This window comes from Paenibacillus aestuarii, from assembly GCF_027789125.1.
GTDB lineage: Bacteria > Bacillota > Bacilli > Paenibacillales > NBRC-103111 > Paenibacillus_E > Paenibacillus_E aestuarii.
In genome coordinates, this window is sequence record NZ_JAQFVF010000018.1 from 215,940 (window position 1) to 230,180 (window position 14,241).

Consider the following 14,241-nt stretch of genomic DNA (forward strand, 5'->3'; position numbering starts at 1 on the left):
GTTAAAATTTGTTCTTGCACCTTACGTTACGTTACGTTTTATACTAAAGTTACCGGTCCATGCTAGCGCCGAAGAAAGGAGAGGATTATGCAACAAAGTTGGAAAGTGGGAGACCTTGCCAAGTTGACCGGACTTACCGTCCGTACATTGCGCTTTTACGATGAGATTGGCTTATTTTCTCCGTCGGGATATTCCGCAACCGGGCATAGGCTGTATAACGAAACGGATATTCGGCGGCTGCAACAAATTATGTCACTGAAAGATTTGGGCTTATCGCTTGAAGAAATTCAGGCGGTGTTGAAGGGGCATACATACAGCCCTACCCAAATCGTCGCGATTCAGATGGAACGCACCCGTCAAACGATTAAGACCCAACAGAAGCTTCTAGCCGAACTCGAGCGATTAAATGAACGAATGAAGCAGCAGGGCTCCCCTTCCGTTGATGCATTTATATCACTTCTGGGAACGATGAAGCTGAGCCATGAGAAGTACATCATTGAACATCGGATGAAGTGGGAGCGCAGATTTGATTTGCTTGGCGATTTGATAAATGAAAACGAATGATTTCAAAGGAGGATTCTACAATGAATCAAAGATTCACGACGCAATCCACATTCCAAATTGAGCGTGTCTACCGTACCTCGCAGGAGCGGGTATATGCGGCATGGGCTGACCGGAACGCCAAAGCGCGTTGGTTTTCCCCAGCCGATGACTTCGATTTTCGCGTTGGCGGGCGAGAAGTAAGCCGAGGCGGCCCTCCAGGAGGACCGGTGTTTACATTTGCGGCTTATTACCAGGAAATCGTCCCCAATGAGCGGATCGTCTATACGTACTCGCTGGACCAAGATGATATCCGGATCTCGGTTTCCATCGCGACGATTGAAATACAACCGGTCAGCGAGGGCACCAAACTAATATTTACCGAACAAGGTACATTCTTCGACGGCCATGATACGGCGGAAATACGGGAGCATGGAACAAGGGAAATGCTGGACTTGCTCGGCAAGACACTCGGGGAAAGCGATGACGTCAACTTCGAACTCGTATCTCGCCGAAAGCTGGATGCCCCACGCAATATGGTGTATCGCGCATGGACGGAGCCAGAGCTCCTCGCACAGTGGTGGGGACCTCACGGCTTCACGAGCACGATCCACACCTTTGATTTGCGACCAGGAGGCGTCTGGGAATTCACGCTGCATGGCCCGAACGGCGCCGATTATCCGAACCGCAGCATCTTTCATGAAGTTGAGCCCGAACGCATCGTGTTAAGGCATGAGTCCAGGCCGCATTTTATCCTGACGGCGACCTTCGAGGAGGCGGACGGTGGCAATGGGACGGAGATCACGTTCCGGCAGAAATTCGAAACCGAAGAGGATTACCGTAAGCTCAAACCGATCGCTGAAGAAGCGAATGAACAAAATTTGGATAGGATGGGCGCGCTCTTAAAGAAGATTTCTCATCCATAAGTTCGGACGAACTCTCTTGCTATAGTCTAGCACAGAGAGTTTTTATATGGTTGAATCCTTGACACGAGCGTGTTATGAATTTAACATCAAACTATTCAATAAAACAATTGAATAGTTGAGGTGTTGCGTGGTGAATATGGAGCGAAAATGGAGAGATCAGATCTATCAGGAATTTGCCCGTATCGGTAAATGCTTATCCAGTCCCAAACGGTTAGAACTGATCGATATCTTGGCCCAAGGGCCTAAATCTGTTGAACAACTCGCCAATATGACCGGGATGAGTCTTGCCAATGTGTCGCAGCATTTGCAGACGCTGCTTGAATCCAAATTGGTTCGGTTTCATAAGAAAGGTAATTATGTCATATATGAAATCGCCGAACGATCCGTTGCTGATTTCATGGTGTCTTTACATCGCCTTAGTGAAAAGCAATTATTGGAAATTCAACGGCTAAAGACAGAAATTTTGCAGTATCATAAAAGTATGGAGCCCATATCGCTTGAAGAGCTCATGAGCCGGATGGATCGAGGAGATGTTATGTTACTGGATGTGCGACCGCAGGATGAATATGAGGTTGGCCATATTCCAGGTGCGATCTCGGTTCCAATCGATGAATTGGAGAAGTATCTCGCCACTTTACCCATGAATGTGGAAGTTGTCGCTTATTGCCGAGGCCCTTATTGTTTCATGTCTGCCCAAGCGGTTGAAATTATGCAAAGCAAAGGCATCAAAGCCTCCCGATTAGTGGAGGGTGTGCATGAATGGAAGCACTATGCGGAGCATACAAGGAGAGAGGTGGTTCTACGCGATGAAGCCTGAGCCTAATCAAATACAGGGCTATGTCGATTCCCCTGTTAAGCAGCAGCAATTATTTAAGCGCTCTTTATTGATTGTTGTCATTTCCCAGTTATTTGGCGGCGCAGGGCTTGCGGCTGGCGTGACCGTTGGCGCGCTGCTTGCCCAGGAGATGTTGGGCAACGAAAGCTTTGCAGGCGTTCCCGCAGCATTGTTAACTTTTGGTTCTGCGTTGGCTGCCTGGCAGATTGGACGCTTCTCACATCGTTATGGTCGCCGGCTCGGACTTTCTGCCGGATTTATGGTTGGGGGCATTGGGGCCATCGGCATCATTTTTGCCGCCATTATGAACAATGTCATTCTATTGTTCGCTTCACTGCTTCTATACGGGGCAGGCACGGCAACAAACTTGCAAGCCCGATATGCGGGCACAGACTTAGCCCAGCCGAACCAACGAGCCAAAGCGATTAGCACGGCCATGGTTTCGACGACATTTGGCGCTGTTGCCGGCCCGAACCTGGTTAGTCCTATGGGGCAGTTGGCAACATCAATCGGAGTCCCGGCGCTTGCCGGTCCATTTATTTTGGGGGCGGCAGCTTTTATTTTAGCGGGAGTTGTACTCTTTGTTTTCCTTCGGCCGGACCCTTTCTTTGTAGCAAAGGGAATCGTTCAAGCCCAAGCCGAGCAGAGACAGTCTGAAGCTGGTCAACCAGTTACATATAGAATGGACAACAGAGGCCTGGTCGTTGGCTCGACTGTCATGATTTTGACGCAAATTGTGATGGTCGCCATTATGACGATGACCCCTATACACATGAAGCATCATGGACATAGCTTGAGTGAAGTCGGATTAGTTATCGGCATCCATATCGGCTGTATGTATTTCCCTTCACTCATTACGGGCATGCTTGTAGATAAGATCGGTCGTGCAACGATGTCGATCGCTTCGGGGGGTGTGCTGTTAGCTGCGGGTCTCGTCGCAGCATTAGCACCAGCTGATTCCATGGCGGTACTTGTTTTGGCACTTGGTCTATTGGGAATCGGGTGGAACTTAGGTTTGATCAGTGGAACTACGCTGATCGTCGATGCCACAGATCCGGCCACCCGCGCCAAAACGCAAGGCACCATCGATGTGTTAATCGCCCTCGCAGGTGCTTCAGGAGGCGCGCTATCCGGCATGGTTGTCTCTCATTCCAGTTATGCGTTCCTATCGCTTTCAGGTGGCGGGCTCGCACTATTGCTCATTCCTGTTGTCATCTGGTCACGCCGAAAACGCCAGGTGGCAGGATTGGGCGTCAACAACTCAGCTTAGACAAGGGAGCATAAAGATGATAGAGAAAACAGCATTTGATCAAGTCTACGCCATGATGAAAGCCTCATTTCCTGAAATTGAACGGAGAACGTATGCCGGACAGAAGGAGCTGTTATCGGATCCGCACTACCGTCTTATTACGGAAACGGATGACCATGGATCACTCATCGCGATTCTAGCCGTCTGGGAGTTCCCTTTGTTCCGTTTCGTGGAACACATTGCCGTCCATCCGTCCATTCGGGGAGGCGGTCTGGGCGGGAAATTAATGGCCGCGTATATTAACGAGTCTACAAAGCCCGTGATCTTGGAAGTGGAGCCCCCGGAATCGGTGTTAGCTGAGCGGAGGATCAACTTTTATCAGCGATTGGGTTTTCAGCTTAATCCTTTCGATTATTTGCAGCCGCCACTACAGAAAGGGCTGCCCGATTTGCCGCTCAAGATCATGAGCTACCCTGTGTCTCTGGAGGAAACGGAGTTTTCACTGTTTAAAGATATTTTGTACACCAACGTGTACAAGGTGATGCATAATTCCATTAGGATCGTTTAGAAAAATAAGGAGTGCTTATAAGTGAATAAAATTATCGTGATTACCGGAGCTTCCTCAGGAATCGGACTCGCCACTGCCAATTTATTTGCTGACAACGGATGGACGGTGTATGCAGGCACCCGCCATGTCGAGCGGGATCAGGAGCTGCACGGCAGCCGCCCGAACCTCCATTTCCTGGAAATGGAAGTCACGCAGCCGGCGTCGTTGGAGAAAGCATTCGCTGCGATTGCGAACAAACATGATCATATCGATGTGCTATTCGCTAATGCTGGATTTGGTTATTTGCGAACTTTGGAGCAAGCTGCATTTGAGGAAATTCAAGGCGTCTTTGACACGAACGTGTATGGGGTGATGCATACGATTCGTGCAGGTCTCACGCTTCTGCGCAATGCCGAGGCAGGTCATCTGGTAGCTACAACAAGTGTTGGCGGGTTGGTCGGCCAGCCTTTAAACGAAATTTACTGTGCAAGCAAATTTGCCGTTGAAGGTTTGTTAGAGAGCTTAGCGACGTATTATAAGCCGACTTTCAACATCGATGTGACTTTGCTCGAACCTGGTGCCATCGCCACAAACTTCACCAGCACCGTGCTGTCGCATGTGGAACAAACCGGCGGCATCCGAGAGGATGCATATAAGCCGGTTTTTGAAAATTATATCAGTACATTTTCCAAGCGAAATTCCGTTCCACAAACGTCGGAGTCTGTCGCCGAAGTGATGCTGGAGCTCGTGAACATGGAGACGAAACCGCTGCGCATTCGCACATCGGAACAGGCGGAAGCTTTCGTGCGCTACAAAGTGCAGCAGGATCCGTCGGGACTTGAGGGCATGTTGAACACACGCAGACTACAGTTGAATATGTAAAAGGAAGCTTAGATCAGGATAAAGCGGAAGCGTGACTTCCGCTTTTTGGCGTCCGTTCCAATTTAGCCTGACATATGGATCTGCTTCATTAAGATTTGGTTAAAGCGGAGGAATTGCGCTTCATTTGTAGAAAATTCATCAAACGCTTGTTATTGGCCTTTCAAAATCTCCTCAATTCTCTTTTCCGGCATGACCCAGATTGCAGCAACGAGGACGAAAAAGAAACCGGATACCCACGGACTCGCATATGCGGTTAAGATGGCGATTAGATAGAGGAAAGGAGATAGTTTTGCTTTCCAGTCGTTGTTCATCGTCTTATAGAAAGAGGAATCGTCGGGGTGTTGCTTGACGATCGCGAGTTGCAGCAGCCAGTAGGACGTTGCGGCAAGCAAAAGTATAATGCCGTATAGTGCTGTCGGCGCAGGTGCGAAATTGCTTTCCCCCATCCAGGCTGTCGTGAATGGGATAAGCGATAGCCAGAACAGCAAGATTAAGTTCAGCCACATGAGTTGTCCGTTCATATGGCGAACCATGTGCAGCAGATGGTGATGATTGTTCCAATAGATTCCGACATAAATGAAGCTGAAGATGTAGCTGATAATTTTGGGACCTAGTGGAAGTAACGCTTGCCAGCTGTGGTCTTCCGGTACCTTGAATTCCAGTACCATGATCGTAATAATAATCGCAAGCACACCGTCGCTGAACGCTTCCATCCGGTTCGCTTTCATTCGGGAGATCACCTTTTTCTCGCTTTACGCGTAATTTGTATCTCATTTAGTTCTGTAATTTTCTATGATTTCCTTCATCATGTCAGATTAAAAAGAGGCGTTTTGGAATGTTAGATACAATGATAAGGACCATTCAGGTATCCGATTATGAGGAAATATATTTGTTAAATCTGGACTTTAACCCGAATTTACATGTTTTTTCAGTTGAACAGGTAAAAAAGAAGATTGAACAAATCACAACGCAGACGAAGATGTCATCTTTGTTTGTGAATGCAAGAACGAAGTCATCGGGTACATACATGGCAGCCCTTATGAGCTGCTATTTTCGGAGTCTTTGGTAAATGTTGAAGCCGAGCGGGGAGCCAGACATGAATAGCATGCCATTTGCTGACATAGTTGTTTGGAAAATCATGTCGGGCACGAGCACTCGTAGGATACAAACATAAACTCAATATTAACGGAAGAAGCTTTCGTGCAATCGCGCGAAGGCTTTTTTTTACAGCAGTCCCGATCATGCCGAACTGCAGACGTGTACCCGCGTGGAAATCGAGTTGCAGTTTAAAAATGTTATTGACAGGACACCAAACGGTGTCATATAATTAATATGTCACCGAATGGTGTCCAATTATTGAATCAACAAAATATGTAGGAGAGGGTGTTGTGAACGAGAACAACAAGTTGCGGGATGTATTTGATGCGATTGCAGATCCAACGAGGCGGAGATTGATTCGACTGTTAGCTGAAGCCGAGTCAGGGGAAATTCCGCTGCATGAGTTGACATCACAGTTTGACATGGGGCGTACGGCGATATCCAAACATTTGGTCATACTGAAAGAAGCCGGACTGGTCCTGGACCGCAAAGTCGGCAGAGAAACCCGATACAGGCTAAACGCCGCACCACTCCGAGAGATTCAAGATTGGGTGGCTTTCTATAGCAAATTTTGGCGTACGAATCTATTGCGCTTGAACCAATTATTAGAGGAGGAAGACATATGAGTCTAACATTATCTTTGGATTTTCAGTATACATCGTCGATCGAGAAGGTTTGGTCCGCTTTAACCGAATCCGGCAAACTTGCCCAATGGGTGATGGACAACGATTTTAAGCCTGTTGAAGGCCATCAGTTTCAGTTCCGCACACAGCCGACCGAATGGTGGGATGGCGTCATTACCGGGGAAGTGCTCGTTGTGGATGCGCCAACCCGTTTGTCCTATACATGGGCGAGCGGCGGGGAGAAGCACACCGTCACTTGGACGCTGGAAGCAATAGCGGACGGCAAGGTAAACCTTCACCTGGAACAAGTTGGGTTTTCCAATGCACAAGGCGTGCAGGGTGCTAAGTATGGCTGGAGCAAATGGTGCGGCGAGCTTGAAAAGTTGTTGGCCCAATAATTTCATATTCATGAACCGGCTGCAGATCGTTTGCAGCCGTTTTTTGTCAGTTCCCCTATGAATGGTACAATATAGATAGAAGTGATAAATGAGAGTGGAAGGATGTTATACATGAGTGAGTCTAACCAGGAGTTTATCGTCATCTCGGGGGCGAGGGAGAACAATCTCAAGAACGTGTCCTTGCGGATTCCCAAGCGAAAGATCACGATTTTCACCGGGGTATCGGGATCCGGCAAGTCATCGATCGTCTTCGATACGATTGCGGCAGAGTCTACGCGATTGCTGAATGAGAATTTCAGCATGTTCGTGCGCAATTTCCTGCCCCGCTATCCGCAGCCGGATACGGACGCAATTGAGAACCTGAGCATGGCTGTCATTGTGGATCAGAAACGGTTAGGCGGCGGATCCCATTCCACGATGGGCACGATTACCGATATTTCTCCGATTCTCCGGTTGCTCTTCTCCCGAGTCGGACAGCCGTATGTGGGACCCGCGCACATGTTCTCCTTCAATGATCCGCAAGGCATGTGCCCCGAGTGCAGCGGGATCGGCCGCAAGTTAGGCGTCGACATGAGCAAGGCGCTGGACTTATCTAAGTCGTTGAATGAAGGGGCCATCCTGCTGCCGGACTATGCGGTGAACAGCATGGATTGGAATATCATTGTGCAGTCAGGTTCTTTTGATCCGGATAAGAAGCTGAGCGATTATCCGTATGAGGAATTGGCGTACCTTTTATACAGCAAGGCAAGGAAAGTAGAGATGCAGTTCGGCGGCAAGGCGATCAACATTACAGTGGAAGGTGTTATCGAGAAGTTCACCAACAAGTACATCAAGCGGGATGTGAAAACGATGTCCGAGCGCACCCAAAGGGCGGTTGCGCCGTATATCACTGAGGGGCCGTGCTCCAGCTGCCACGGCGCGAGGCTGAGCCAAGCTGCGCTCAATTGCCGGATCAACGGGCTCAACATTGCGGATATGTCCTCGATGGAAGTCGGCCGGCTCATCCGTGTCATCCACGAGGTGGACGCCGTGAACGCCGCACCGGTGATCAAATCGCTGACCGAGCGGTTGCAGCATCTGGTGGATGTCACTTATATTTTTGATGAGCCCAGCGTTGGACTGCACCCCCGTGATGTGCACCGGTTAAATGGGCTGCTGCAGAAGCTGCGCGACAAAGGCAATACGGTGATCGTCGTCGAACATGATCCCGATGTGATCAAGGTCGCGGACCACATCGTCGATGTCGGGCCGCATGCCGGCAGCCACGGTGGTACGATCGTGTATGAAGGCAGCTTCCAGGGCCTGCTGGAATCAGGTACACTGACAGGTACCCATATGAAACGGCCGCTTCAGCTGAAGCAAGCATGCCGACAGCCATCTGGCAAGCTGTCCATCCACAATGCGACACTGCACAATTTGCATAATGTGAGTGTCGACCTTCCAACCGGCGTGCTGACCGTTGTGACGGGTGTCGCCGGCTCGGGCAAGAGTACGCTGATCAACGATGTATTCCTCAGCGCGCATCCGGATGCGATTGTCATCGACCAATCGGCGGTGGGTGTGTCCACGCGCTCGAATCCCGCGACCTATACGGGAATTATGGATGATGTGCGCAAGGCGTTTGCTTCTGCCAACAAGGTGAATCAAGGCTTGTTCAGCTTCAATTCCAAAGGAGCGTGTGAGAACTGCCAAGGGCTGGGGGTTGTATACACGGACTTGGCCTTCCTCGAAAGCGTCAAGCTGCCCTGCGAAGTGTGTGGAGGCAAACGGTTCAAGGAAGAAGTACTCGCGTACAAGTTAAACGGCAAAAATATTGCAGAAGTGCTGGAGATGACGGTCGAGCAGGCTTTGGAATTTTTTCAGCTCAAAGAAGTTGTGCGCAAGCTGCAGGCAATGAGCGATGTAGGGCTGAACTATGTTACACTCGGCCAGCCGCTCTCGACGCTCTCAGGCGGAGAATGCCAACGCATCAAGCTGGCAAGCGAACTGCATAAGAATGGCAGCATTTATGTGATGGATGAGCCTACGACAGGCCTTCACATGTCAGACATCGGGCACCTGCTGGAGATCATGAATCGTCTCGTGAACGCCGGCAATACGGTCATTGTCATTGAGCACAATCTCGATGTGATCAGCCAAGCGGATTGGATCATCGATATGGGCCCGGATGGAGGCAGCAATGGCGGACAAGTGGTGTTCGAAGGGACACCGATGGAGATCATCCAAGCGCAGCAGTCGATAACGGGAAGTTACTTGAGGTAAGTAAATAACGGAGCAACGCTTCAGGCGTGCTCCTTTTTTATTTTATGAAAAGTGTCGAATTGTGAAGAATGAACTGAAAGTCCTGCAACAAACAAAAGGCACCTCACGTCCATGACTAGGAATAGCTATATAGAATAGAAGAAATGAATAGGAGATCGACATTCAATGGCAAGACCAAGAGAGTTTGAGCAAGAATCTGCACTTGGCAAGGCGATGGAGCTGTTCTGGACGCAAGGATATGAACGAACATCCATTCAAGACCTAGTTGAACATACAGGTGTACATAGAGGGAGTTTATACGATACGTTCGGGGACAAAAATCAATTGTTTCTTTCTTGCTTGGACCGCTATCGTGATTTAATGAAAGAACATGCTTTTAGCGTGCTTGAGGAGCCTGGCGAACCGAAAGAAGTGCTGCAGCGCTATTTTATGAGACTAATTGAAATCGCAACCTATGAGAAAACAGGCCGCCGAGGCTGCTTAATCGCCAATACGGCGATGGAACTCGGGACCTCGGACCCCATGATTGCGTTTCGCGTGGAGGCTTATACGCTGGATATGGAGATCATGTATTCCAAATTTCTGATGCGCGCCCAACAACAAGGCAGTTTAAAGTCGAAGCACAATGTTCGCGAGCTGGCGCGATTTCTTTTGAGTACGAGAAATGGACTGTATGTGCTTGCCAAGTCAGCAACAGACCGCAAAATTCTAGAAGACGCGGCTAAGGTTGCGATGTCTATCATGAATTAAGACTAATCGTTCTTAAATCATGCAGATCGTTTAAGAACGATTGTTCATTGAAGTAAACTCAATTTTTCGTAAGATTGCCACTGTTGGTAATGATACATCCGATCGTCAGTTCCGTTTCCAATTTGGGATAATACGTTTCTCGCCAATTCGGCAGCTGATCGAAAGGAAGCTTGCTTTTGAAATGCTGCCCCGTGCCCAACGCATCGGAACCGAAGGTCTTTAGCTTGGAAAAGAGCTCCTCATATCGTTTCTTTAACGCTTGAGAAAAGGCTTCCTCAATCTGCTCTTCATTATACGTCCCGTTATTTTCAATAAGATGCAGGGAAAGTTTCATATTCATGCGCAGCACGGGATGATCATTCCGCCAAGCGGAACGGATCTTATTCTCGCAATCGACAATGGCGACGCTCGCCTGATTCGTAACTTGCACGACAGATCCTTGAAACAACTCCTCGTACAAATTAATCAATAGCGATTGCTCTTTATTGATCTCTCCCTTCATTTTCCCTTTGGCCATCACGGCCGCCCCCATAAATTCCAGCATCGTTGATTTACCTGAACGCAGGATCGGTATCGTAACATCTTCCGTGTCCGAGTGGATCGTACCGAACGTTTTCCACACGTAGGCTAAATTAATTTCTGGGCTCCAGCCTGCATTTTTATTGAAAAAATTGAGCAGCGCACTCCCGCCGTCGGTTTGGATCACACGTCCGGTATGCCTTAGAAACGCGCTTATATCCTCTGAAGTAATGGCTACAAGCGCTTTGGTCGGTATTTGTTGGCTTCTCATAATGTAAGCGATCGCTTCTTGGATCCCGTCTTCCGCAAGCTTTCGATCAATGACGATGAGCTGCACATGCATAAAGTCAATCCCCGCTTCAATGTCCGTATCGATTTCAGTGAGTGCTTTACTAACCGTGTCGGCCTCCTTGTAATACACTTTGGAAGATAATCCCTGTCTCTCGGGATACGGAATTTGAATATGAATTCGAAATCTAGCGTTCTCCCCGTAGGAGATGCCCATAACGATCGGCAGAACCCGGTGATTGACATCCTTGATATCCCAGCAGCCGGTTAACAAGACAGCACATAGGAATAGGAGAGCTCCGATACGAAGCTTACGCACCATTCTTGTATACCTTCTTTCTGTTCATTCTTTGAATGAACCCGCCTCGCACATAGACTGCACAGGGAATGATGAAATAAATGAAGAGGCGAACCCATATATCGATGTTATAAATTTTCACGATTGAGCTCCAATTCGGAATCACATAAGCTAAGCCAAACAGGATGAAGCACAACGCAGGCCGGATATACGATTCTTTCCACGCCGGCACCATTTTGCGCACGAGCAGGGCGGAAGACCAGATCGTAAAGGAAGCAGTTGCCAGAACGAAAGCGAGCAAGGCTACCGCATAAAACAGTGAAACCCGATTAAAAACAGTCCAGGTAATATTAACGGAGTCGATGCTTGTGACCAGTGGAAAATTCAATAGTCGCGCAGCATTGATGCCATAAACAAGAATTGGAATGTAAACGATGGCTAGATCCAATAGAGTTAACGCTATCATTGTAATCAGAATAGGCTTCATCCGAACTCGGAAAACTGGCGGCAGCATGCCCAGAAACAAAAAAGGGCAAATCGAAAATAATGGAACGAGAAACTTTCCATGCTGCAAAAAATCAAAGCTTGTATTTACAATAGGGAACAGATTGAACAGCTTTGAATTTACGAAACATCCAAGTAGTGCGAAAAAAAGGGCCGGCAAGAAAATGATCGACAATAAGTTGCTAGCACGAAAGACGCCTTGGAGGCCAATCGACGATCCGAGTAATGTTATCAAACTAAGCAAAAGCAAAATTGCATATAACGGGCTTCGGACGACGAAAACAATCATCAAAAGCTCTGCAAATCCGCGAATTCCCATGATGGCAATAAAGAGAAAATAGCACACGATGACCAGGATCAGGACTGTACTTATCCATCTGCCGAGCGGAAGAAATAAGTCTGCATAATCCATATTCCCTGCTTTCTTTAACCCTTTAAGTAAGACAACGGTGAGGACGAACTCGATCAACACATCCAAGACGACCGGTTCCCAATGCCCATAGGCCGTTGCATGCAGCATCGCTCTGGGGAATAATAGAAACGCGATGCTGCTGTGAGCGCCGAAAAAAAATAAAGGGATCGTCAATATGGCATACATGCGGGAGTTCAACGGATTCACCCCTTTCTTAAGCTGTGGTTTCCCTAACTTTTTCAATTCTAGAAGCTCATAAAGGGGAAACTGAGCCATGATAAGCCTCGATTAGTATTCGCCAGCAACTGGAAAATATTCGGTTGAAAATATTTATGAAAGCCTTGCAACCTTATCCAAACTTTGTCCGTTTAGTGGTTGTGTCAATCACAATTACAAAAATAATCACGAGGTGGATAATATGAAACAGGTTTTTAAAATGGTCAATCTTACTGTTGCTACAGCCGTTCTGTCCCTTGCGCTCGTCGGGCAAAGCTTTGCCGCTTCGTCTACAGATTTCACCGATATCAACAACGCTGCGGCAAAAGATAAAATCGTTTCGCTTCAACAAAGCGGTATTATTTCAGGTGTGGCTCCGGGGCTGTTCGCGCCTAATGCGCCGCTTACGGAAGCGCAAAGCGTTCAATTTTTTGTATCCGCACTCGGCTTAAATCTGGATAAGGTGCGATTCCTGAAAGAACCGAAAGCAACAGACTATTTCACCAATGCGGATGATAAAGCATGGTATGCGGCTTCCTTTATTACGGCCGCTGTGCACAATCTCGATTTGCCGAAATCACTGAATCCGAATCAAGTGGTGACGAGAGAAGAGTTCACGTATCAACTCGTTCGAGCCATGGAGACGATCGGTCGTCTGCCGATGATTAATCCGGTTGTCGTTGACGTGAAAGACGCTGACCAAATGAACGTGCTGTATTCAGGAGCTATTCAACGCGCTCTTGCGTATGGCTTGATTAAATTAAATGCTGACGGCACGTTCAATCCGAAGCAAACAATGACCCGCGAACAGGCAGCTGAAGAAATCTATAATGCGATTCAATATTTGAAAGCTCGCACGCATACATCCGCACCAATGATCATCTCGAACTCCGAAGGTGTGCAAATGATAAAAGATCTGCTCGGTAAAAATGGCACGGACATCCAAATCAAAATCGACCCGAATGCAAAATTGACTCGGGAGTCGTTCGTCAACCTGCTCATGCAAACGCTACAGACAAGCGGCCAAATTCCGCTGATTAACATTCAACCGGTTGACATCAAGGATAATGGCGAAATGACGATCGAATATTCGGGATCTGTTCAATTGGCCATCGCCCTAGGCTTCGTGAAGCTTGCTGACGACGGAACGTTCGATCCGAAAGGCGTAGTTACACATGCTGCGGCCATCGACATCATAGCGAAGGCTTCCGACTACCTTCAGGCTCATCAAAGCCCTGCCGCTACCGTTTCTTATGCGGAAGGCGCGCAATTGATTGCGAAAGCGCTTGGCCTTGCTGGCGTGGATCTTCAAATCAAAGTCGATCCGAATGCAAAGATGACGCGTGAATCGTTCGTCAGCCTGCTCGTTCAAACGCTGAAGACGAGTGGCAAGCTGCCTATGATTAAACCAGATGTCGTGGACATCAAAGATTTGGATAATGTGGACAGCTCGAATACGGGATCTATTCAGTTAGCGGTTTCTCTGGGGCTCGTCAAATTATCGGATGGAAGCCTCTTTCATCCCAAAGGCGACTTGACCCAAGCGGATGCAATGGATATCGTCGCGAACGTAAAAACAGTGGTTGAGAAATTTTCAAGCAGCAAATAAAGGTTTTATCAAAAACAACTGTTCAAGCTTATCTTGGACAGTTGTTTTTATATAATGAAGCGATTCAATAATCCCGGATATTTAAGAACGCTTGTTCATAAACCAACCTACAGACATATGTCGATGAACCCAATGATTGTATATTGTATCAGACGCGATAGAAACTTTGCGCAGAGCAACATATTCGCTCGTATTCCTTGCACAGCACGGGTAAATCAGCTTTCAACGGTAAAGTAAATGGCTTGCTTTCTGTCAATTGTTAAGATTTTGTTAAAAATAAACTAC

14 protein-coding genes are annotated in these 14,241 nt (G+C 47.9%); 11 read left to right on the forward strand and 3 right to left on the reverse strand.

Annotation, left to right across the window (positions count from 1 at the left end):
• Positions 1 to 87 precede the first annotated feature (87 nt).
• The 6 genes from O9139_RS04845 (at position 88) to O9139_RS04875 (ending at position 4,979) form a co-directional block, all read left to right on the forward strand.
• Complete coding sequence (locus tag O9139_RS04845; protein ID WP_270878318.1) at positions 88 to 564, forward strand: MerR family transcriptional regulator; 477 nt, start codon at positions 88 to 90, stop codon at positions 562 to 564.
• Between the two features lie 20 nt (positions 565 to 584).
• Positions 585 to 1,466, forward strand: a complete 882-nt coding sequence (locus O9139_RS33165) for an SRPBCC family protein (protein WP_333742448.1) — start codon at positions 585 to 587, stop codon at positions 1,464 to 1,466.
• 136 nt (positions 1,467 to 1,602) lie between these two features.
• A complete protein-coding gene (locus tag O9139_RS04860) occupies positions 1,603 to 2,283 on the forward strand; it encodes an ArsR/SmtB family transcription factor (protein ID WP_270878319.1) in 681 nt (226 codons plus the stop codon).
• A complete protein-coding gene (locus tag O9139_RS04865) occupies positions 2,273 to 3,571 on the forward strand; it encodes an MFS transporter (protein ID WP_270878320.1) in 1,299 nt (432 codons plus the stop codon). Before O9139_RS04860 ends, O9139_RS04865 begins: the two co-directional genes overlap by 11 nt.
• A 16-nt stretch (positions 3,572 to 3,587) precedes the next feature.
• A complete protein-coding gene (locus O9139_RS04870) occupies positions 3,588 to 4,118 on the forward strand; it encodes a GNAT family N-acetyltransferase (RefSeq protein WP_270878321.1) in 531 nt (176 codons plus the stop codon).
• A gap of 21 nt (positions 4,119 to 4,139) precedes the next feature.
• Positions 4,140 to 4,979, forward strand: a complete 840-nt coding sequence (locus O9139_RS04875; RefSeq protein WP_270878322.1) for an SDR family oxidoreductase — start codon at positions 4,140 to 4,142, stop codon at positions 4,977 to 4,979.
• Between the two features lie 149 nt (positions 4,980 to 5,128).
• Here O9139_RS04875 and O9139_RS04880 read toward each other — a convergent pair whose 3' ends face one another.
• Positions 5,129 to 5,707 (reverse strand): TMEM175 family protein, encoded by a 579-nt coding sequence (locus O9139_RS04880; RefSeq protein ID WP_270878323.1) that lies wholly within the window; start codon positions 5,705 to 5,707, stop codon positions 5,129 to 5,131.
• Between the two features lie 660 nt (positions 5,708 to 6,367).
• Between O9139_RS04880 and O9139_RS04890 the strand changes: the two genes are divergently transcribed.
• The 4 genes from O9139_RS04890 (at position 6,368) to O9139_RS04905 (ending at position 10,110) form a co-directional block, all read left to right on the forward strand.
• A complete protein-coding gene (locus O9139_RS04890; RefSeq protein WP_270878324.1) occupies positions 6,368 to 6,703 on the forward strand; it encodes an ArsR/SmtB family transcription factor in 336 nt (111 codons plus the stop codon).
• On the forward strand, positions 6,700 to 7,098 hold the full coding sequence (locus O9139_RS04895) for an SRPBCC family protein (protein WP_270878325.1): 399 nt from the start codon (positions 6,700 to 6,702) through the stop codon (positions 7,096 to 7,098). The genes O9139_RS04890 and O9139_RS04895 overlap by 4 nt, the downstream gene beginning before the upstream one ends.
• 111 nt (positions 7,099 to 7,209) lie before the next feature.
• Entirely contained in the window at positions 7,210 to 9,360 is a 2,151-nt protein-coding gene (locus O9139_RS04900) for an excinuclease ABC subunit UvrA (RefSeq protein ID WP_270878326.1), read from the forward strand.
• Between the two features lie 165 nt (positions 9,361 to 9,525).
• On the forward strand, positions 9,526 to 10,110 hold the full coding sequence (locus tag O9139_RS04905; protein ID WP_270878327.1) for a TetR/AcrR family transcriptional regulator: 585 nt from the start codon (positions 9,526 to 9,528) through the stop codon (positions 10,108 to 10,110).
• Between the two features lie 58 nt (positions 10,111 to 10,168).
• Here O9139_RS04905 and O9139_RS04910 read toward each other — a convergent pair whose 3' ends face one another.
• On the reverse strand, positions 10,169 to 11,239 hold the full coding sequence (locus O9139_RS04910; RefSeq protein WP_270878328.1) for a Ger(x)C family spore germination protein: 1,071 nt from the start codon (positions 11,237 to 11,239) through the stop codon (positions 10,169 to 10,171).
• A complete protein-coding gene (locus O9139_RS04915; RefSeq protein ID WP_270878329.1) occupies positions 11,229 to 12,407 on the reverse strand; it encodes a GerAB/ArcD/ProY family transporter in 1,179 nt (392 codons plus the stop codon). The genes O9139_RS04910 and O9139_RS04915 overlap by 11 nt, the downstream gene beginning before the upstream one ends.
• Before the next feature lie 142 nt (positions 12,408 to 12,549).
• Here O9139_RS04915 and O9139_RS04920 point away from each other — a divergent pair, with 142 nt between their 5' ends.
• Complete coding sequence (locus O9139_RS04920) at positions 12,550 to 13,956, forward strand: S-layer homology domain-containing protein (protein ID WP_270878330.1); 1,407 nt, start codon at positions 12,550 to 12,552, stop codon at positions 13,954 to 13,956.
• The last annotated feature ends 285 nt before the right edge of the window (positions 13,957 to 14,241 follow it).

Bases quoted from the DNA above. Each gene is read 5' to 3' on its own strand.
- O9139_RS04845 (WP_270878318.1), top strand. From the start codon at position 88: ATGCAACAAAGTTGGAAAGTGGGAGACCTTGCCAAGTTGACCGGACTT.
- O9139_RS04870 (WP_270878321.1), top strand. From the start codon at position 3,588: ATGATAGAGAAAACAGCATTTGATCAAGTCTACGCCATGATGAAAGCC.
- O9139_RS04900 (WP_270878326.1), top strand. From the start codon at position 7,210: ATGAGTGAGTCTAACCAGGAGTTTATCGTCATCTCGGGGGCGAGGGAG.
- O9139_RS04905 (WP_270878327.1), top strand. From the start codon at position 9,526: ATGGCAAGACCAAGAGAGTTTGAGCAAGAATCTGCACTTGGCAAGGCG.
- O9139_RS33165 (WP_333742448.1), top strand. From the start codon at position 585: ATGAATCAAAGATTCACGACGCAATCCACATTCCAAATTGAGCGTGTC.
- O9139_RS04860 (WP_270878319.1), top strand. From the start codon at position 1,603: ATGGAGCGAAAATGGAGAGATCAGATCTATCAGGAATTTGCCCGTATC.
- O9139_RS04865 (WP_270878320.1), top strand. From the start codon at position 2,273: ATGAAGCCTGAGCCTAATCAAATACAGGGCTATGTCGATTCCCCTGTT.
- O9139_RS04910 (WP_270878328.1), bottom strand. From the start codon at position 11,239: ATGGTGCGTAAGCTTCGTATCGGAGCTCTCCTATTCCTATGTGCTGTC.
- O9139_RS04920 (WP_270878330.1), top strand. From the start codon at position 12,550: ATGAAACAGGTTTTTAAAATGGTCAATCTTACTGTTGCTACAGCCGTT.
- O9139_RS04895 (WP_270878325.1), top strand. From the start codon at position 6,700: ATGAGTCTAACATTATCTTTGGATTTTCAGTATACATCGTCGATCGAG.
- O9139_RS04880 (WP_270878323.1), bottom strand. From the start codon at position 5,707: ATGAAAGCGAACCGGATGGAAGCGTTCAGCGACGGTGTGCTTGCGATT.
- O9139_RS04915 (WP_270878329.1), bottom strand. From the start codon at position 12,407: ATGGCTCAGTTTCCCCTTTATGAGCTTCTAGAATTGAAAAAGTTAGGG.